Origin of the sequence: Breoghania corrubedonensis, from assembly GCF_003053845.1 — a bacterium.
Lineage (GTDB): Bacteria > Pseudomonadota > Alphaproteobacteria > Rhizobiales > Stappiaceae > Breoghania > Breoghania corrubedonensis.
Genome location: NZ_QAYG01000005.1, coordinates 223,753 through 242,338, shown reverse-complemented (window position 1 = coordinate 242,338; position 18,586 = coordinate 223,753). Strand labels below are relative to the sequence as shown.

Sequence of the window (18,586 nt, the reverse complement as noted above, 5' to 3'; positions counted from 1 at the left end):
CACGCGACGGGACGTTCGCGATGGCGCTTACGGGTCGGGGATACTCCCAAGCTTAACAGACATACACCTTCCGCCCCCGGGTGCAACCGACTGCCCGGCTGCAAGGACTTTTCATGAATTCCCTCGGTTTCTTCGAGTTGATGAGTTTCGGACCGGGCGGATGGGCCCCGGCGTTGCTCAAGGCTGCCTTGATGACGCTGGCCATCGCGGGCACCGGCTATGTCATCGGCGCGACGCTCGGAACGCTGCTCGCATGGGCCAAGATTTCCGGCCGGCGGTCTCTGCGCGTCGTGGCGGAGACCTACACAACGGTCCTTCGTGGAATACCGGACCTGCTCGTGATCTATTTGTTCTATTTCGGCGGCTCACTGTTGCTCACCAAGCTTGCGAGGCTCTTCGGCCACGATGGCTTTGTTGACCTTCCGGGCTTTGCCGCCGGCTCCATTGCCATCGGCATTGTCTCCGCGGCCCAGCATACGGAGGTCTTTCGCGGGGCTTATCGCGCCGTGAGTACCGGAGAAATCGAGGCCGCACAGGCGATCGGCATGGACCGTTTTCTCCTGTTTCGCCGCATCCTGCTGCCATTGGTGGCGCGCCATGCGTTGCCGGGCATGGGCAATGTCTGGCAGATCACGCTGAAGGAAAGTGCGCTCGTCTCGGTCACCGGTGTGGTGGAACTCGTGCGCCAGGCACAGATCGGCGCAGGTTCGACCCGAGAGCCTTTCTACTTTTTCTTCGCAGCAGCGGTCCTCTTCCTGGTGATCACCTCACTGTCGGGCTTCGTGCTGGGCCGTGCGGAGCGTTATTTCAACCGTGGCGTGAGGAGATAGGCGATGGATTTTCCCTTCTTCCTCGAAACCGCGCAGACGCTGGCCGCGGGGGTTCCCTCGACCCTGATCCTCGGGTTGCTCTCCACCGCTTTTGGCATCGTCCTCGCAATTGGTCTGGCCGTCCTTCGGCTGTGGGGACCGCGATGGTCGAGCCTTCTTGCGCGCGGTTACGTCTTCGTCTTCCGCGGCACGCCGCTCCTTGTTCAGATGTTCCTCATCTACTACGGGCTCGGGCAGTTCGAAGCGGTGCGTCACAGTTTCCTGTGGCCGGTCCTGCGTGAGCCGTTCTGGTGCGCCATCCTCTCGCTATCGCTCAACACCGGAGCCTACGGATCGGAAATCGTGCGAGGCGCCTTTCTGGCCGTCCCCTTCGGACAGATCGAGGCCGCCAAGGCCTGCGGAATGAGCACCTCCCTCGCCTTTCGCCGCATTCTGCTGCCACAGGCGGTGCGCCATGCCCTGCCCGCCTATGGCAACGAGCTGATCCTGCTGGTCAAGGCGACGTCGCTCGCGTCCGTCATCACATTGATGGAAATCACCGGCGTCGCCGCCCGGCTCATCTCCGAAACCTACCGCGTCGTTGAGGTGTTTATCGTCGCTGGCGCATATTACCTCGTCATCAACTTCGTGCTGACGCGCATCGTGGCATTTGCCGAACACCGGCTTACCGCCCATTTGCGCGCCCGGCCGGCCACGGGGCGCGCCACAGCGGCGGCGCCCGACGACGTGGTCCCCCTCGCTCCAGGAGACAGAGCATGACCGACGACGCTGTGCGCTTGCGCGGCTTGCGCAAGTCCTTTGGCGACCACGAGGTGCTGAAAGGCATAAACCTAGCCGCCGGCCAGGGCGAGGTGGTCTCGATCCTCGGCTCTTCGGGGTCGGGCAAGTCGACCATGCTGCGCTGCATCAACCTGCTGGAAACGCCGACAGCCGGCGAGGTATGGGTCGGCAAGGACCGCATCGATCTCGTCACGGACAAGTCAGGCAATGCGCGTCTGCTGGACCGAAAGAAGGTGCAGGCCATCCGATCGCGGGTCGGCATGGTGTTCCAGTCGTTCAACCTGTGGTCCCACAAGACCGTTCTGGAAAATGTCGTGGAAGCGCCTATCCACGTCCAGAAGCGCAATCGGGCGGAGGTCATCGAGGAGGCTTGCCAGCTTCTCGACAAGGTCGGAATCGCCGACAAGCGCGATTTCTATCCAGCACACCTTTCCGGCGGCCAGCAACAGCGCGCGGCGATCGCCCGTGCGCTCGCGATGCATCCAGACGTTCTCCTTTTCGACGAGCCGACCTCGGCCCTCGATCCGGAACTTGTGGGTGAAGTGCTGCGCGTCATGCGGGCGCTGGCCGATGAAGGCCGAACGATGCTGGTCGTGACCCACGAGATGTCATTCGCGCGCGACGTTTCGAGCCGTGTGGTGTTTCTGCACCAGGGCATCATCGACTGTGAAGGCGCGCCCCAGGACCTGTTCAATGGCGGTGGCAGCGAGCGTTTCGCCCGGTTTGCCTCTTCCTGATCCTCCCCCAAGACCCCACCCGATCACCTCCAGGAGACCGAATACATGAAACGCTTCCTCCAGATCGCCGCGCTCTGCGTGACTGCGGCCGTCGCCAGCCCGGCTGCGGCAAAGGACTGGTCGCACGTCACCATCGCCACGGAAGGCGCCTTCGCCCCGTGGAACTTCACCGAGGCTGACGGCACCCTCACCGGCTACGAAGTCGATCTCTACAAGGTTTTGTGCGAGCGCATGCACGTGGAATGCACGCTCATCGCCCAGAATTGGGACGGCATGATCCCCGGACTGCTCGCGGGCAAATACGACGCCATCATGGCCGGCATGTCGGCAACGGAGAAGCGCGAGAAGGTCATCGCCTTCTCGCAGCCCTACGGCTCTACCGGTCAGGGCTTTGGCGTCCTCAAGGACGGCCCGCTCGCCGACATGCCCATGAAGGGTGAGATGATCAACCTCGTCACCAACCCTGACGGCGCGAAGAAAACCATCGATGAGCTTCGTCCGCTGCTGAAAGGCAAGGTCATTGGCGTGCAGAGCTCCGCAATCGCCGGCCGTTTCATGAAAGAGAACTTTGGTGACGAGGTCACCATTCGCGAATACAAGTCGACCGAGCAGCACGATCTCGACCTGCTCGCCGGACGGCTCGACGCCATCGTCGCCTCCCCCGCCTATCTGATGACCGCGTCCAAGCAGCAGGGCAACGAGGGCATGACCATGGCCGGTCCGCGCTTCCAGGGCGGCGTTCTCGGCCGCGGGTCGTCTGTCGGCCTGCGCAAGGAGGACACGAAGCTGCGCGAGATGTTCAACAAGGCGCTCGATGAGGTCAAGGCCGACGGCACGGCCAAGAAGCTCGCAGAAAAGTGGTTCGGCTTCGACGTGACCGTCTACTGAACAGCGCTTCAGGGCTGAATACGAGAGGGCGTGGGGATTTCCCCGCGCCCTTTTTCATTGCGGGAGCGGCGTTACAGGCTGATCGTGTAGACACCGGCCATGATCAGGACGATCCCCAGGTTCTGGGTCCAGTAAAGCCGCTCGCGCGCGATCACGATCGCCAGGAGAGCGGTCACACCGGAGAAAACGGAACTGATCGGCGCGACGATCGAGATCATTCCGGTTTGAACACCTGTCAGGTACCCCACCCAGGCGCCGTTGACCAGTAACGCGTGGATCAGAAACACCTTCAGGAACATTGTCTTGTAGATCACGGTCTGTTGGAGGCGCGCCCCTATCATCCGGGCGCATATGAGGAACGCGATCGACTGGGTCAGGGCGGAAAAGAAGAAGGCCTCTTGCGCCGTCATTCGCTGGGACGCGAAGCCGGCCAGGTAGAAGGCTACGCCAAAAAAGAGGAGTGCCGTGAACGCCTCCTTCACTCCGGCGGCGGGTGCCCCGCGTTTCAATTCGCGGAAATCGGTCGAGATCAGCAACCCTCCCGTGATCATGATCGCGATCGCGATCACCTGAAGCAAACTGACCGTCTCGTTGTTGAACACCACGGACAGCAGAACCGTGACGATCGCAAACGACGAGGCGATGGGTGCGACGACGGCGGCCTTGCCGTGTTCGAAACCGCGCATGTAGCTGAGATATCCGATTACGTAGATGACCGAACTGATCGATATGATCGCCAGTGCGGGAAGCGACGTCTGGAAACCGTGCTGAAAGTAGATGTATGTCCCGAGCGATAGACTGATGACCAGCGTGATGATGTTTCGCAACATCATGACCATCGCCGTTCCGATGTTGCGGATCGCAACGCCCTGGATGAAGTCGGCGCACCCCCACCCCGCCATTGCAGTGATGCCGCAAAACACCGCTATATCCATATGAAACCGTTCTCTTTTCAGCCGAAACTGGACGCACGACAGGATTGAGCCGGCGGCATCCGGGGATCCCGCCGGCTGATGATTTCTTGGCTGCATGTGGGAGTTACATCGCCAGTTTGCGTGTCACGCGCTGGACCTGTTCGTCCGTCAGCCAGCTCTTCCAGACATGGGGATACTGTTCGAAGAAGTGTCTGGCGGTCGCTTCCGGCGTGGCCTCGTTTTCGACCATGTAGCCCGCCAGCTCGCGGACCGTGTCCGTACCCACGTTCATCTTGCGAAGGGTCGCGGCGATGTCGGGGTGGTCGTCAACGAACTGACGCGTGGCGAACTTGTGGATCGCCACGGTTTTGTAGGCACATGCCTGGGACGCCGCGTTGCCGGGCTTCCAGTCCTTCACCGCCTTGTCGATCGCCGCGCTGCATTCCTCCGAGTAGGCCGGTTCGGCCAGGAGTGTCATGTCGAGTTCGCCCAGCAGCGGGCTCGGGTCCCAGTAATAGGTCACGAACGGCTTGCCTTGCGCATAGAGCGCGCGCACCCGACCGTTGAGATCGGTTTCGGAGGGCAGCTCCATCGGTTCCAGGGCATCGGATACCCCGTAGGTCACCATCTTCACGCGATTGGGCTCGCGGCAGGCCCAGCCGACAATGCAGTTGATCCAGACGCCGGGTTGCCCGGCTTCGGCCCGGAATTGTTTGGCGTAACCCGCAAGCTGGCTGACGGTTTTCAGATCAGGCGCGAGGGGCTCGATATTGCGCGAAGCGTCCCCCTTGATCACGTAGGTCGGGACATAGAAGCCCTGCGTCGCGCGTTCATAGCTCGGCCCGAGATCGACGATCTTGTCCGCCTCTAGTTGCGCCGTGACCCAGGGGTCCATCAGCGAGCGCCACATCTCCATGTTGATCTGCATGGTTCCCGCGATCATCTGCTTCTGCATGTCCGGCACGTCGGACGCCACGATCTCGGTCGGCTGGTCGAAGACGGTTTCGATCACGAAGGCGGCGATCGCGTCGTTGATCTGGATGTTCTCCCAGCCGCCGTCATAGATGGAGATCCGGCTCCCGTCCGCGGCATGGGCTGAAGGCGTGAGCGCGAGGCATACGGTTGCGAGTGCGGTCGCCAGAAATCCCTTTCGGATATTGCAAGATATTGAATACATTTTCGTTCTCCATTCTTTTTGGTCAAAAATTCAATCAGGCCGCGTTGATTTTTTCGCTTTGCGCGGCGCCGGAATAGTCTTTGGAAGCAGGCAATGCTTCGCACGCGATGCGCACGAGCAGATCTGCCTGATGCTCCATGAAATAGTGGTCGCCAGAACAGAAGTACGACTTGAAATCCGCTGTCGTGTGATCCTGCCAGCCGTACAGATGCTCTCCGGTGACATAGGGATCGATCCGCCCGCCAATGACGGTGATCGGCGTATCGAGCGGGGGATGGGATCCGTAGCGATAGTAGTTGTTGATCTCGTAGTCCGCCTGGATGATGGGGAGCATCATTTCCCGCATCTCCTTGTCCTCGAACAGCGCCTTGTTATTGGCGAAATTGACCTCGCGGAGCATTTCCACGAAGTCCTCCTCCTCCAGCTCGTGCTCTGCCTTGCCGGTTTCGTGGTTGAACTGCTGGACGTCGATGGCGAACTGGTCGTCATTGTAGATCTGTGGCGAGCGACCGCCGGCGACAAACATGTGAACCGGCTGAAGCCCGAGGTCCCTTCGAACCCGCTGTGCAATCTCGAAGCTCTGAACACCGCCGACGCAATGGCCGAAGAAGGCGAACGGCTTGTCCAGGAAGGGAACGATGTCCGGCATGAGGCCTTCGACGAAGTCTTCCATGCGGGTGTAGAAATCCTCCTTCAACCGGGCACTTCTGCCGGGCAGTTGCAGGATGCCCAGCTCGATATGGTCGGGAAGTCTGTCGACCCAGCTCTGGAAAACGAGAGGCCCGCCGCCCGCATAGGGGAAGCCGATGAGCCGGACCTTGGCATCCGGGCGTGGCTTGGGGATGATGACGCAGCTTTTGTCATAGGTGTCGTCGCTCTCGTCGCCACGCATGATGGCGGGCGACGCGGGGCCGGCTTCCGTCTCCGCCTGGGCTTCTATATCCGCGATGAGATCATTCACCGATGCGCCCATGACGAGCTTTTGCAGCGAAATCTTGAGACCGCTCCTGGAAAGAGCGTTGCGGAACTCGATCGTTGCAAGGGAATCGAACCCCATGCGGTTCAACGGTACGTCGTGGGCGAGGTCCGCCTGGGGATCGGCCCCCAGAACCTTCGCGATTTGATCGCGCAACAGGTTGCCAATGGCCTGCGTCCGCTCATCCGCCGCAAGACGGGAGAGTTGGGCAAGCATGGTGTCCTCGACGCCTTCGTCGCCGTTGGGGGCGGCACGATCGGGTCTTGATGCGGACAACTCGCTCAGCACCTTCGGCACTTCGCCATACTGCTTCTTCGCGTAGTCGCCCCAGATGATCGGAGCACTCGAGATGACGCCGTTCGTGCCGGAGAGCTCCGCGAGTTTCCGTATCCCTTCGGCATTCTCGATACCGAGGATGCCGAAGTCGCCAAGGCGTTTTCGGAATTTTTCGTCGAGCGAAGCGGCCATTCCCGCTTGCACCCAAGGCCCCCATTCGATCGATAGGCCCGGCAAGCCCGCGCGGTTTCGGCCTTCCACGATCCTGTTCATGGCCGAATTGGCGGCCACATAGGCCGCCTGCCCCTTCATCCCCAGCAACGCGCTGACAGACGAGAAGCAGATGAAGAAGTCCGGCGAATGCTGGCGCGACAGACGGTCGAGAACCAATGTGCCTTCCAGCTTTGCAACCAAGGTACGTCGCAAAGCACTGTCGTTGCGCATACCCGAAACGAGCTGGTCTTCGACAATGCCGGCCGTATGCACGATGCCGCCAAGCGGAACGCCGTGAGCCGTGATCTTTGCGAAGACGTCGCGCATGACGGCTTCGTCTGCCACGTTCGCAGATGCCGCCTCGATCGATATACCGGCGCTCGCAAGCGACGCGCACCACTTCGTCTGACGCAACTTTTCCGCACTGCGGCTGATCAGAAACAGGTGCCGGGCACCGCTCGCAACCAGCCAATCAGCAACCTGCCGCGCCAAGGCGCCGCTTGCGCCGGTTACCAGATAGACGCGATCGGGAGATATCGAAGCTGCCGGTGCGATCTCGCTTTCCGGCACAGGAGCCACCCGGAGCACGGAAATCTCGCCCGCACGAACGGCGTAGGCGGCTTCAGCGGAGGCGGACCGGAGAATGTCGAGGACGGCCGCCGCCTCCCCCGGTTCCGGCTCCCGCGCCAAATCGATGCTTCCCCCCCACGTTTGGGGATATTCGTTTTGAAGAACGAGCCCCATGCCATGCAGCATCGCGCTTTGCAGTTCCATGCCGCGGACTTGTGCCGCTGCTTTTGCGGACTGTCTCTCTCCGCCTGACGCGTGTCCGCCGCGACCGACGATCCATATCCGGGTGTCGGCCAAATTCTCGTTTTCGCACAACACCTGCTGAAGATGCGCGAGGTTCATGAGCTTGCGTGCGCCGGTCGATGCAACAGCTTCAACCTCGGTGCCAATCTCTGCCCCCTGGCCTGGCGCAAAGATGACACCCGCGATCGGGTCCGAACCATCCCGGCGAAAGGTCTCAACCGCCTCCGCAATCGCAACCTTGTCGTGGAAACAGAAGGCCGGATCGAGTACGGCACTTGCACCCGAACCTTCCTCCGCATCGGTGATGGCTTGCGCCAGACTTCCCCCCAGTCCTGCGGGATCACCCACGACCAACCACCGACCGAGACGGCGGCCCGGATCTTCGGCGCGATCGGCAAGCGGCACCCAGCGCCGACGGTTGTGCCATTGCGGACGTTCTCGCCCGCCCGCTTCGATCCAATGCCGCTTGCGCTGATAAGGGGTTCGCGGAAACGCGACGACCCGGTGAGAGCGCGCAGGCTCGTATGTTCTCCACTCCGGCGATACACCAGCACAGAAGAGCCGTCCGCTGGCGGCGGCGAAGGCTGCCCGGTCGTCGATGCCCCGCTTCAACGTTCCCACGAAGCTGACCTTTTCCTCATCCTGCTCGATCGCGGTCTGGGCCAGTCCGCTCAGCACGGGATGGGCACCCATTTCCAGAAACACCGTGGCGCCGCAGCGGCGCGCGCTTTCAAGGCATTGGCGGAAAAGGACAGCGTTACGAATGTGGTCGGTCCAGTATTTGGGCGAGGCGACGGCATCTCCGGCGATCTCGCCGGTGACGTTGCTGATCATTGTCAGGCGCGGGGGATGGAACGCGACGCCTTGGGCGAAGTCCTCGAATTCCGCCAGGACCGGATCCATCAGCATGGAATGGAAGGCATGTGAAACCTTGAGCCGCGTCACCGGAATTTCCCGCCCGGAACCGTATCGTTCCAACTTCTCGATCTCGCTCTCCAGCCCCGAAACGACCGTGTTCAACGGACCGTTCTGCGCGGCGACGGACAGCTCGCAGCCACTCTCGGTCAAAATCTCGCGCACCCTGTCGGGGCCGGCGGTAATGGATGCCATGGCGCCGTTTCGCGGCAAGGCCCCCATCAGGCGGCCGCGTCTGGCAATCAGCCGCAATCCATCCTCAAGCGAAAAGACACCCGCGACGGTGGCGGCGACATATTCTCCGACGCTGTGACCCAGCACGATCTCAGAGCTTACACCGCGCGATTGCCACAGTTCGTAAAGAGCATATTCGACCGCAAACAGCGCCGGCTGGGTGTAGGTCGTGTCATGCACCAGCGTGCGAAGAGCTTCGTCGTGATAAAGGACGTCGGTCAGCCGGTGCTCGAGATCGGGTTCGAGAATGGCGCTGCAGCGCTCCATCGCCGCGCGGAAAACGGGCTCTGTTTCGTAGAGCCCCCTCCCCATCCCCTCATGCTGACCGCCCTGCCCGGTGAACATGGCGGCCAGAAGCGGCGCGGAACTTGCCTTTTCGATCTCGGCGCCTTTCAGCGCGGCAATGATCTCCGCGGCATCGCGACCGCTCGCCGCCAGGCGGAATTCAAACGGCCTGCGCGCCGTACCCGCCGTGAAACATATCGCGCCCAGGTTCGCGTTCCCCGTGCGCTCCACCAGATCCGCAGTCTCGTTAGCCAATTGCTTCAGCGCGGCCGGCGATCTGGCGGAAAGAGCAAGAACATGGGACCAATCTTGCGCTCCGGCCGGTTCATCCTCGGTGGCACGCGGTTCCTCGACAATGGGCGCCTCTTCCAAAATCAGGTGTGCATTCGTACCACCGACGCCGAAGGAACTGACCCCGGCACGGCGCGGGCCGTCGTCAAGCCAGGGCCGCGCCTCCGTAATGGGCGCAAACGGAAGACGATCGAACTCGATCTCGCTGTTCGGCGCGTCGAAATTGATGTTGGGCGGTAGCGTCTTTGCCTTGATCGCCTCGACCGTCTTGATAACGCCCGCCACGCCGGCTGCGGCAATCAGATGCCCGATATTGGCCTTCACCGAGCCGATCGCGATGGGCCCGGCCTCTTCATCGCGCGCGCCGAACACGCTCGACAATGCCTCGATTTCGATCGGATCGCCGAGCCGCGTCGCGGTTCCGTGCGTCTCCAGATAGGTAATCGAGTTCGGGTCGACTTCGGCGGCCGCCAGTGCATCCGCGACCACCCCGGCCTGGCCCTTGATGCTGGGAGCGGAGAAACTCGCCTTGTCCGCACCATCATTGTTGATGGCCGACCCCTTGATGACGGCATGAATGGTGTCGTTGTCGGCAAGTGCGTCTTCAAGCCGCCGCAGCGCGAGGACCCCGACACCGCTTCCGAACACTGTGCCGCTGGCCTTGGCGTCGAAAGGCCGGCAATGCCCGTCGTCCGACATGATCATGCCGTCCTGGCGCGTATAGCCAGCGCCATCGGGAAATACGATATTAGCGCCTCCAGCCAAAGCGAGGTCGCATTCGCCCGTCTGCAATCCCCGGCAGGCCAGATGGATGGCGACGAGTGACGTGGAACAGGCGGTCTGGATATCGAGAGCGGGCCCGTTCAGGCCAAGCTTGTAGGCCACGCGCGTTGCCAGATAGTCCTTGTCGTTTCCCAGCATGAGTTGGAAACCTTCCATGGAGTCGAGCAGGCCATCTTTCTCGAAGTCCCGCCCGGGTCCCACGTTGACCGCCATGTAGGTGTTGGGTCCCACGCCGCCATAGACGCCGACGGCAACATCCTTGCAGCGCGCCGCGTATCCGGAGGCTTCCAGGGCATGCCACGCGCTTTCCAGAAACAGGCGCTGTTGCGGATCGATTGCCGCGGCTTCACGCGGTGGAATGGCGAAGAATTCGGCGTCGAAATACGCGACCTTGTCGAGCCTTGAGCCATAGCGGACGTAGTCCTCGCCATCCCAAAGCGACCGATCGACCCCGGCGAAGGCCAGGTCGACGTCGGACAATCGGCGGATGCTCTCGCGGCCCTCCACAATGTTCTGCCAGAAGCTCTCAGGTGTATCCGCGTCCGGAAAGCGGCAGGACATGCCGACAATAGCTATTTCCAGACCATTCGCTTCGGGCGTGGTCATATCGAACTCTCCATGAAAAGAAATGGGGGTAATGCTTTGGCTAAAAGGAAAAATGCGCACCTAGCGCGACCGCCTCAACAACGAGGCAGCCTTGCGGGCAAGGCCGACATTCGAACCGCCCTGACCCAGAAATGTCGATGGTTGCCCTCCGGAAAGATAAAGGGCGAGTTTAGCGCAAGAGGGGTATTCGAAAACGGAGGCGGCCGAAACGCGTCGGCCGCGTTGTTCCAGCAGGCGGCGCTGGAATTCGGGAACCATCACCGAACGCGCGCCATGGTCGAAAACATTGTCTTCCCGATCAAGATCTTCGCGGCCGGTGATATCGCGCCATGTCTGCACGAGAAAATCGCACAAGTCGATCCGCTCGCCCGGCTGGTTTGTCGTCTTAAGGGGCGTTGATGTGATCGGCTTGCCCTCCCGCCCCTTTTGAGCGAGCGCCTTTCGATCGATCTTGCCACTCGCTGTCCTGGGAAACTCATCCACGAAGCGGATGGCGGACGGGATCATGTATCCGGGCAGTTGCGCGGCCAGAAAGCTGGCAATGTCTCCGCTCAGGGCGGGCTTCTTCCTGCCGGTCTTGACGATGATGAAGGCCGCCAGCGCGCCTCCCGCCCCCTCGTCTCGATCATGAACCACAACAGCCTTCTCGACGGCCGCATGGTCGGAAAGCACACTTTCGATCTCGCCCAGTTCTACCCGGTAGCCGTCGATCTTCACCTGCTGGTCGGCGCGGCCGTGAAACTCGACCTGCCCCTGTTCATCCACCCTTGCGAGGTCGCCGCTTCGATAGATCCTGAGGAATTGTCCGTCGAGACACACGAAGCGGAACTTCTCCTCCGTTGCCTTGTCATTGCGCACATAGCCGGCCGCCAGCGCGCGGCCGCTGATGCACAGCTCGCCGATCTCGCCGGGTTCAACCGGGGTATTGTCGCCCTTCAGAACATGCAGTCCGACATTGTGGATGGCCTTGCCAACCGGTGGCAGACGTTGCCAGCTGTCAGGATCTTCGCCGAGCGCGTAACAAGCCACGACATGGGTTTCCGACGGACCATACTGGTTGAAGAGCCTGCACTTCGGTAGCGCGCGGAAAAACGCTCGCACGGGTTCGGAAACCACGAGTTGCTCGCCTGCGGTATGAATTTCTCTGAGCGAGCTCGGAAAGGTCCCCGCCGCCGCGGCGGACTGGACAAGCTGCTTCAAGGCCACAAACGGCAGAAAGAGCCGCGATATGTCGGAACGTTCTATCTCCTCGATGAGCAGGAACGGATCCCGCCGTTGCTCGGGCGAGAACAGGACGAGCAATCCGCCTGCGCACAAGGTGGAGAAGATTTCCTGAAACGAAACGTCGAAGCTGATCGGCGCGAACTGCCCGGTGGCAGCGTTTTCCGGCAATCCGCCCGAAAGCTCCAACTGCCATGCGATCAGGTTGGCAAGCGCCCGGCCCTTCATGTTCACGGCCTTGGGAAGCCCTGTCGATCCGGAGGTGTAGATCTGATATCCGCCGACCGGCGTCGCATCGTGACCACCGCGCGCGCGCTTCAAGGCGCTGTTGGACGTGCGCCCTTCACTCTCCCCCTCACCTATGTCTTCGGCGTAAAGCACGCGGCCCGGCGCGGTATCCAGCCCACACGCGGCGGCGGTGCGCCGGGAGGTGACAAGTACATCCGGGCGCGAGGTGCGCAGCATGTGGGTGAGGCGCTGAAGCGGATATTCCGTGTCCATCGGGACGTAGGAACATCCGAGTATCTGGCACGCCACGAGGCCCGCGACGAGATCAAAGGATCTCTCGAGGCACAGTCCGACGACACCAGGGAATACCGGCCGCCCCCCGGCAAGGTCGCCCTCCGTTCCTCTGGCGATTTCCCCGGCCAGAGCATGTGCGATGGTCTGAGCGCGACGAAGCAATGCCGCATAGGTGTAGACGTCGCCATTCCACCTGACGGCGGGGCGATCAGGGTCACGTTCGCCTATCCTGCTGATCGCCGAATAGAGAGTGATCTGGTTCGCGGCCGGGGCGATGTCGACGGACTGATTTCCGGGCAGATCGGATGTGCGGTCAACGGCAAGGGGTTCAAGAGGAATGGGCTTTGTCATTCAGGCAACTCCCCGATCGCAATAACGTGAATTTATAATATAGCTATATTGCTATTTCCAGATCCACCCGTCAACCGCTGGGCGGACGTTGTCTGGGCCTCCAGACCGTGACTCGATGATCGCGCCCGACGCCACACCGGCCTTCACTTGCGGACAGTCGCCTACTCCCCCGTTTCAGTCTCGCCCCCATCCAGCCCTTGCGGCCGGACATTTGCGATAGGAAGGGGTTCGCCTGAGAGGTTTCGATTGCAGAGGTGAGCCGTCCGGGAAAACTGCCGGTTTCCATAATAGGCTCGCTACGAAATTTCCCAACCTCTCTGCTCAATCGAAGTATATGCTCCGACCGGGCGTATCTCGCCCTCGCATTTCTTCGCCGCCTCGGTGCCGTTTCAGGCTCGCTTTTGGGCTCTCACTCGAATTCTTGACGAGACAGGCAGCAAAACCTCCGTCTCATGTGCGAGCCACATCAAACGCGAGCCCTGCATGCGGACCCGCAAACTGGTCGGTACGGGGGCGCAGGTGTCCGGGCTCGCCGCAGATTCTCTCCGCCCATTTCTCCACTCGTACAGGGCGCCGTTTTTCCAGATTGTCGGGATCGGGGGCGGCGGAGGCGACGTTCGCGCTGAGGCGCCGACAAGCGGGCTTCACCCGCAGGGCAAGGTGCCCTTGTGCGCGGTTGAACAGCCCGGCGCCACAGCCACGGCGCAAGTTCTTTTCCAATCCCGGCTGGGCACGATACTGAAGCTCAGCCGCACCTTGGATATAATAGTTAACATACCTACTGAATAGCACAGTACATTCACCCAGAAGTACTTTTCAATATAAAACGATGATCGGAATTCCAGTAAAAAATGATATATCAAGCAATATTCATGCTTGAAGAAGCCTATCATGCCATTATCCGAAAGACCACACACCCGACAACTCGTTGATCCATGATCAGCGGGGCGTCGATATGTGCTCCCTCAAACCCATCAGATCAAAATGCCGGTTCGCTTCACACGTTAATCGAAAGCCAACGGGAGAATTCCTTGATCGCGTCTTCGTTCCGGCTATAAAACGACCAGGAATGGATCTTTCTGATCTTCACGAAATCGCTGTTCTTTAGAATTTCGAGGTGACGGCTCGCCGTCGGCTGGCTGATTTCAGCTTTGGCCGCGATAAGCGTGACGCACACGCCGATCTTCGCGGGGTCTTCCGTCTTCTGGTTGGGGAAATTCGTCCTGGGATCCTTGAGCCATTCAAGGACTGTCAGGCGCACGTCGCTTGCGATCGCCTTCAATTGACGAAGTCTGTGCTCTGATGCTTCTGGCAGGCAGATCATGGTCGGCATCTTCTATTTTATGTTTATCGCTATATTGCTATGTCCCCAATCGTTAGCCGAGTCAAGGATCTGGCGAGGCGGCGCACGGGAACATGACGCAGCTCGACGCGCGCCGGACGCTTGAGCAATTTGAGGGGTCCGCGCACGGCGGACCATTCCGCATCGAGATCCGGATGCCGTGCGGAACGGTTGCCACACTCACCTTTTCCCGCACTGGTATCCGAACATGGACGCCTCCATCCCGGATGAATTCGGCTCCCCCGCGCCGGGGGGCTTATCCAGCCCCGCTCGTAACGGCCCGCTCCTGTGGCGCTCGCAGGGCATGTGCCGCTTTCTGGGAGATATAGGCGCAAACCAGAAGCTGGCTCATGTGATAGACGAGCAGAGGCAAGACGATCGCTCCCACCTTGTCGGCGGCAAAGAGCGCGGTGGCGATGGGCAGTCCCGACGCGAGGCTCTTGGTCGAACCGCAATAGAACAAGGCTGCGCGGTCGGGCGCATTCAACCGGAAGACCCGGCCCGCTCCCGCGATCAGACCCATGATGATCGCGAGGAACACCAGCACCACGAGAATCAGCATCAACAGGCTGCTGACTGGGATGGCTCCCCACAATCCCGTGACCGTGCTCCGGCTGAACGCGGCGTAGATGATAAGCAGGATCGACCCGCGATCGACAACCATGGTCAGCGTCTTGTGCTTTTGCACGAAGGCCCCGACCCATGGCCGCGCGATCTGTCCGATCACGAAAGGCAGCAGGATCTGCGTGCCGATCTTGATAACGGAATCAAGACTGACACCGCCATCGCCCTGATGCAGCAGAAAGGCGACCATCGCCGGCGTGAGCACGACGCCCACGAGGTTCGACACGGAAGCCGCGCAAATGGCAGCGGCAACATTGCCGCCGGCAATAGAGGTGAACGCGATGGACGACTGCACGGTCGAGGGCAGGACGGCCAGGAACAGAAGCCCCAGCGACAGCTTCGCCCCGAGCAGCGGTCCGAAGATCCAGGCGAGCGCGAAGCCCAGCAAGGGAAACATCAGATAGGTCGCGGCGAAGGTCATGCCCTGGATACGCCAGTTCGTGATCCCCGCGCGCACGGCCTTCGGATCGAGTTTGGCGCCGTAAAGAAAGAACAGCAGCGAAACTGCCCAATAGGTCAGATGCTTCAAGGAGGTGGCGGCCAATCCCTGTGCCGGGAGAAGCAGGCCGAGGCCGACCGTTGCGAACAGCAGCAACATGTATGTGTCGACACCGATGCGCCTTAACAAGCTCATTACCGGATCCATTTCCGTTGTTTGCCAGAATCCCGGCCTGGAAGACGAACCGCCAAGCCCCCCCCCTGTGCGGCGGAGTTCAGAACCCTGCCGCATGTCCGTCCTTGCGCGGATCCGAGCCGGCCGCATATCCGCCGTCCGGAAGCCGTTGAACCAGTTGCGCCCCGCCGAAGCCGAAAGCGTTGTCCGGGGCCTCAACCTGGATCTTGTGACCAAGGTCGACAAGACCGCGCAGCACTTGCGGCGCCATGGTCGGCTCACAGGCGACGTCCAGTCCCTCGATTGCCCGCCAGCGCGGCGCGTCGGCGGCACTCTGCACGTCCTGGTTCCACAGCTGCGTGCGCAGCAGAAGCTGCATATGGCCTTGCGCCTGAATCGGCCCGCCCATCATGCCATAGGCCATGAGAGGTTCCTCGCCCTTCATGGCAAAGCCGGGGATGATCGTGTGGAAAGGACGCTTTCCTCCCGCCACGCAGTTCGGGTGTCCCTTTTCGGTGGTGAAGCCGACACCCCGGTTCTGCATCGAAATGCCGTAACCCGGCACCACGACGCCGGAGCCGAACCCCATGTAATTCGACTGGATGAAGCTGACCATCATGCCCGAGGCGTCGGCAACGCTCATCAAAACGGTACCTCCGCGCTTCGGCGCACCGGCACCGAAGTCCTGTGCCTTGTCGGGATCGATCAGCGCGGCGCGTGACTTGAGATAATCCGGATCGAGCAGCGCTTCTTCGCTGACACCCGTCATGTATTTGCGGTCGGCGACAAAGGCATGCAGATCGCGATAGGCGAGCTTGATCGCCTCGATCTGGAGATGAACCGATGCAAGGTCATCCGGCCCGCGATCCCGGATCGAGGTGTGTTGCAGGATTCCCAACGCCATGAGGGCGGCGACGCCCTGGCCGTTGGGCGGAATCTCGTGCAATGCCACGTCATCGAACCGCTGGCTGATCGTGCCGCACCATTCGGGACGGTAGCCCGCGAGATCTGCCACGGTCATCGCCCCGCCGTTCGCCTTCGAGAAAGCCGCGATCGCCTCGGCGATCTCACCTTCGTAGAAGGCGCGTCCCCGGGTGTCCGCGATCGCCCTGAGGGTGCGCGCGGCACCGGGATTGCGAAAGCGCTCGCCCGCCTTCGGTGCGCGGCCGTCGGGCATGAAGGTTTCCGCGAAGCCGGGTTGGGCGCTCAATGACTGCGCCCCCTTGGCCCACAGCGCACCGATGACCGGCGACACGGTGAACCCATCTTCCGCATACCGGATCGCCGGCGCGAGAACCGTGGCAAGCCCCAGCTTGCCGAAGCGCTCCGAAAGCTCGACCCAGGCGCCGACCGCGCCGGGCACCGTGACGCTGTCCCAGCCATGCAGCGGAATGCCGTTCGGAAACCGCTCCGGCGCCCATGCGGCCGGAGCCGGCCCGGAGGCATTCAGCCCGTGCAGCTGCTTGCCATCCCACAGGATGCAGAAGCCGTCGGAACCAAGGCCGTTGCCCGTCGGCTCGACCACCGTCAACGTGGCGGCGACCGCGATCGCGGCGTCGACCGCATTTCCGCCCTGCTGCAGGATCGTTATGCCGGCCTGAGTGGCCAATGGTTGCGATGTGGCCACGACGTTATCGGCGAGAACCGGAGACCGTCGGGAGGGGTAAATGGGATCATGACGTAGAAGCATCGGACGTATCCTCGATATAGTATTTTTGTTTTTTCAGATGGCTGCGGATCGCCCAAACGATCGAAACGAAGGCGGCAGCAAGGAAGAGCAGGCTGATGGGCCGGGTGACGAAAAGCATCGGATCGCCATCTGTCATCAACGCCCGGCGCAGATTGGTTTCCGCGATTGGCCCCAGGATCACGCCCAGCACAAGCGGCGCGAGCGAATAGCCGAGCTCGCGCAGCACATAGCCCGCGACACCGATGAAGCCAAGAAGGTAGAGATCGGTCACACGGTTGTTGAGGGCGAAAGAGCCCACCACGCAGCAAACCATCACCACCGGCACGATCACCCATTTCGGCGTCTGCGCCACCCGCAGGAAGAGACGCATGGAGACGAGGGACACGAACAGCATCATCAGGGATGCCACGGCCATGGCGATGAACATGCCGTAGACGAGATCCGCGTGATCCAGCATGAGCCGGGGGCCGACCGAGATGCCGTGAACCATCAGGGACGCCATGAGGATAGCGTCGACCGCGGACCCGGGAATACCGAGCCCGATCAACGGGATCAGGCCGCCACCGGCGGTCGCGGAGTTGCCGGCTTCCGAGGCGACGACGCCATCTGGTATGCCACGCCCGAATTTCTCCGGCGTCTTGGAGGCCCGCTTGGCCTGGTCGTATGCCACGAGATTGGCGATGGACCCTCCGGCTCCCGGCAACGCGCCGATCAGCACACCGACCATGGAGGACCGGATCAGGTTTACCGGTCGCCCCAGCACCTCCTTCATGACCTTCCATGTCTGAAAGTCGATGGAGCCCGCCACGAGCGACGTTCCCGAACGCACACTCTTTGCGTCCTCCACCTCCGAAGTCAGCTGTGAAATCGCGAAAATGCCGATCAGCACGACCAGGAACGGCAATCCGGCCTGTAGCATCTCCACGCCGAAATCAAAGCGCGGACGACCCATGATCGGATCGGTGCCGACCGTCGAGATGGCAAGTCCGATGAGACCGGCAAGCATGCCCCGGATGACCGAGGACCCGACAAGGCTCGCCACGATCGTGAGGGCGAAGACGATAAGGGAAAAATACTCCCACGGTCCCAGCTTCACCGCGATGATGGCCAGCGGCGGCGCGGCGACGATGAGCACGATCGTGGAGATGACGGTGCCAAAGAACGAAGCCCACACGCCGAGCGACAACGCCCTGCCCGCTTCGCCGTTGCGCGCCATCGGGAACGCGTCGAAGGTGGTTGCCACCGAGGACGGCGTGCCGGGAATACCCAACAGCGCAGCCGAAATGAGACCGCCGGTATAGCCTCCCACATAGACCGAAAGCATGACCGCGATGCCCTGCAACGGCTCCATGGAAAACGTGAGCGGCAGGGTCAGGACGATGGCCATCGTCACGGTGAAACCGGGAATGGCGGCCGCGACGATACCGGCGATCGAGCCGGCCAGCATGTAGATCAGCGTGGTGAACGTGAAGATCTGCGACAGGCCGTCAAGGAAACTGTCCATA

11 protein-coding genes and 3 pseudogenes are annotated in these 18,586 nt (G+C 61.5%); 4 read left to right on the top strand and 10 right to left on the bottom strand.

Annotation, left to right across the window (positions count from 1 at the left end):
* The first annotated feature begins 113 nt into the window (after positions 1 to 113).
* Genes C8N35_RS14910 through C8N35_RS14895 form a run of 4 tightly spaced genes read left to right on the top strand, consistent with a single transcriptional unit; the run spans position 114 to position 3,235 of the window.
* Positions 114 to 830 carry an ABC transporter permease gene (locus tag C8N35_RS14910; RefSeq protein ID WP_107990487.1) on the top strand — a complete coding sequence of 239 codons (717 nt, stop codon included), beginning with the start codon at positions 114 to 116 and terminating at the stop codon, positions 828 to 830.
* Positions 831 to 833: 3 nt separating this feature from the next.
* Complete coding sequence (locus C8N35_RS14905) at positions 834 to 1,589, top strand: ABC transporter permease (RefSeq protein ID WP_107990486.1); 756 nt, start codon at positions 834 to 836, stop codon at positions 1,587 to 1,589.
* Positions 1,586 to 2,347: an ABC transporter ATP-binding protein gene (locus C8N35_RS14900; RefSeq protein ID WP_107990485.1), complete on the top strand. Its 762-nt coding sequence runs from the start codon at positions 1,586 to 1,588 to the stop codon at positions 2,345 to 2,347. The genes C8N35_RS14905 and C8N35_RS14900 overlap by 4 nt, the downstream gene beginning before the upstream one ends.
* A 45-nt stretch (positions 2,348 to 2,392) precedes the next feature.
* Positions 2,393 to 3,235, top strand: a complete 843-nt coding sequence (locus C8N35_RS14895) for a transporter substrate-binding domain-containing protein (protein WP_107990484.1) — start codon at positions 2,393 to 2,395, stop codon at positions 3,233 to 3,235.
* A 71-nt stretch (positions 3,236 to 3,306) separates the two neighbouring features.
* On the opposite strand, the gene C8N35_RS14890 is transcribed toward C8N35_RS14895, so the two are convergent.
* The 10 genes and pseudogenes from C8N35_RS14890 to C8N35_RS14850 form a co-directional block, all read right to left on the bottom strand.
* Positions 3,307 to 4,170 carry a DMT family transporter gene (locus C8N35_RS14890; protein WP_170122115.1) on the bottom strand — a complete coding sequence of 288 codons (864 nt, stop codon included), beginning with the start codon at positions 4,168 to 4,170 and terminating at the stop codon, positions 3,307 to 3,309.
* A 103-nt stretch (positions 4,171 to 4,273) separates the two neighbouring features.
* A complete protein-coding gene (locus C8N35_RS14885) occupies positions 4,274 to 5,326 on the bottom strand; it encodes a glycine betaine ABC transporter substrate-binding protein (protein ID WP_107990482.1) in 1,053 nt (350 codons plus the stop codon).
* A 34-nt stretch (positions 5,327 to 5,360) separates the two neighbouring features.
* A pseudogene (locus C8N35_RS14880) lies at positions 5,361 to 9,083 on the bottom strand (SDR family NAD(P)-dependent oxidoreductase); the annotation flags it as partial.
* A 75-nt stretch (positions 9,084 to 9,158) separates the two neighbouring features.
* Positions 9,159 to 9,530: pseudogene (locus C8N35_RS24520) on the bottom strand (ketoacyl-synthetase C-terminal extension domain-containing protein); the annotation flags it as partial.
* A gap of 30 nt (positions 9,531 to 9,560) precedes the next feature.
* A pseudogene (locus C8N35_RS24515) lies at positions 9,561 to 10,718 on the bottom strand (beta-ketoacyl synthase N-terminal-like domain-containing protein); the annotation flags it as partial.
* 60 nt (positions 10,719 to 10,778) lie between these two features.
* Positions 10,779 to 12,812 (bottom strand): amino acid adenylation domain-containing protein, encoded by a 2,034-nt coding sequence (locus tag C8N35_RS14875; protein ID WP_107990480.1) that lies wholly within the window; start codon positions 12,810 to 12,812, stop codon positions 10,779 to 10,781.
* A gap of 997 nt (positions 12,813 to 13,809) precedes the next feature.
* Positions 13,810 to 14,145 (bottom strand): ArsR/SmtB family transcription factor, encoded by a 336-nt coding sequence (locus C8N35_RS14865; RefSeq protein WP_210203539.1) that lies wholly within the window; start codon positions 14,143 to 14,145, stop codon positions 13,810 to 13,812.
* A 265-nt stretch (positions 14,146 to 14,410) separates the two neighbouring features.
* On the bottom strand, positions 14,411 to 15,412 hold the full coding sequence (locus C8N35_RS14860) for a bile acid:sodium symporter family protein (protein ID WP_107990478.1): 1,002 nt from the start codon (positions 15,410 to 15,412) through the stop codon (positions 14,411 to 14,413).
* Between the two features lie 79 nt (positions 15,413 to 15,491).
* Positions 15,492 to 17,081 (bottom strand): gamma-glutamyltransferase family protein, encoded by a 1,590-nt coding sequence (locus tag C8N35_RS14855; RefSeq protein ID WP_107990477.1) that lies wholly within the window; start codon positions 17,079 to 17,081, stop codon positions 15,492 to 15,494.
* Positions 17,065 to 18,585 carry a tripartite tricarboxylate transporter permease gene (locus tag C8N35_RS14850; protein ID WP_107990476.1) on the bottom strand — a complete coding sequence of 507 codons (1,521 nt, stop codon included), beginning with the start codon at positions 18,583 to 18,585 and terminating at the stop codon, positions 17,065 to 17,067. The genes C8N35_RS14855 and C8N35_RS14850 overlap by 17 nt, the downstream gene beginning before the upstream one ends.
* Between the last annotated feature and the right edge of the window lies 1 nt (position 18,586).

Excerpts from the sequence above, each read along its gene's own strand:
- C8N35_RS14910 (WP_107990487.1), top strand. The coding sequence starts at position 114 with ATGAATTCCCTCGGTTTCTTCGAGTTGATGAGTTTCGGACCGGGCGGA.
- C8N35_RS14890 (WP_170122115.1), bottom strand. The coding sequence starts at position 4,170 with ATGGATATAGCGGTGTTTTGCGGCATCACTGCAATGGCGGGGTGGGGG.
- C8N35_RS14900 (WP_107990485.1), top strand. The coding sequence starts at position 1,586 with ATGACCGACGACGCTGTGCGCTTGCGCGGCTTGCGCAAGTCCTTTGGC.
- C8N35_RS14905 (WP_107990486.1), top strand. The coding sequence starts at position 834 with ATGGATTTTCCCTTCTTCCTCGAAACCGCGCAGACGCTGGCCGCGGGG.
- C8N35_RS14875 (WP_107990480.1), bottom strand. The coding sequence starts at position 12,812 with ATGACAAAGCCCATTCCTCTTGAACCCCTTGCCGTTGACCGCACATCC.
- C8N35_RS14860 (WP_107990478.1), bottom strand. The coding sequence starts at position 15,412 with ATGAGCTTGTTAAGGCGCATCGGTGTCGACACATACATGTTGCTGCTG.
- C8N35_RS14850 (WP_107990476.1), bottom strand. The coding sequence starts at position 18,585 with ATGGACAGTTTCCTTGACGGCCTGTCGCAGATCTTCACGTTCACCACG.
- C8N35_RS14895 (WP_107990484.1), top strand. The coding sequence starts at position 2,393 with ATGAAACGCTTCCTCCAGATCGCCGCGCTCTGCGTGACTGCGGCCGTC.
- C8N35_RS14855 (WP_107990477.1), bottom strand. The coding sequence starts at position 17,081 with ATGCTTCTACGTCATGATCCCATTTACCCCTCCCGACGGTCTCCGGTT.
- C8N35_RS14865 (WP_210203539.1), bottom strand. The coding sequence starts at position 14,145 with ATGCCGACCATGATCTGCCTGCCAGAAGCATCAGAGCACAGACTTCGT.
- C8N35_RS14885 (WP_107990482.1), bottom strand. The coding sequence starts at position 5,326 with ATGTATTCAATATCTTGCAATATCCGAAAGGGATTTCTGGCGACCGCA.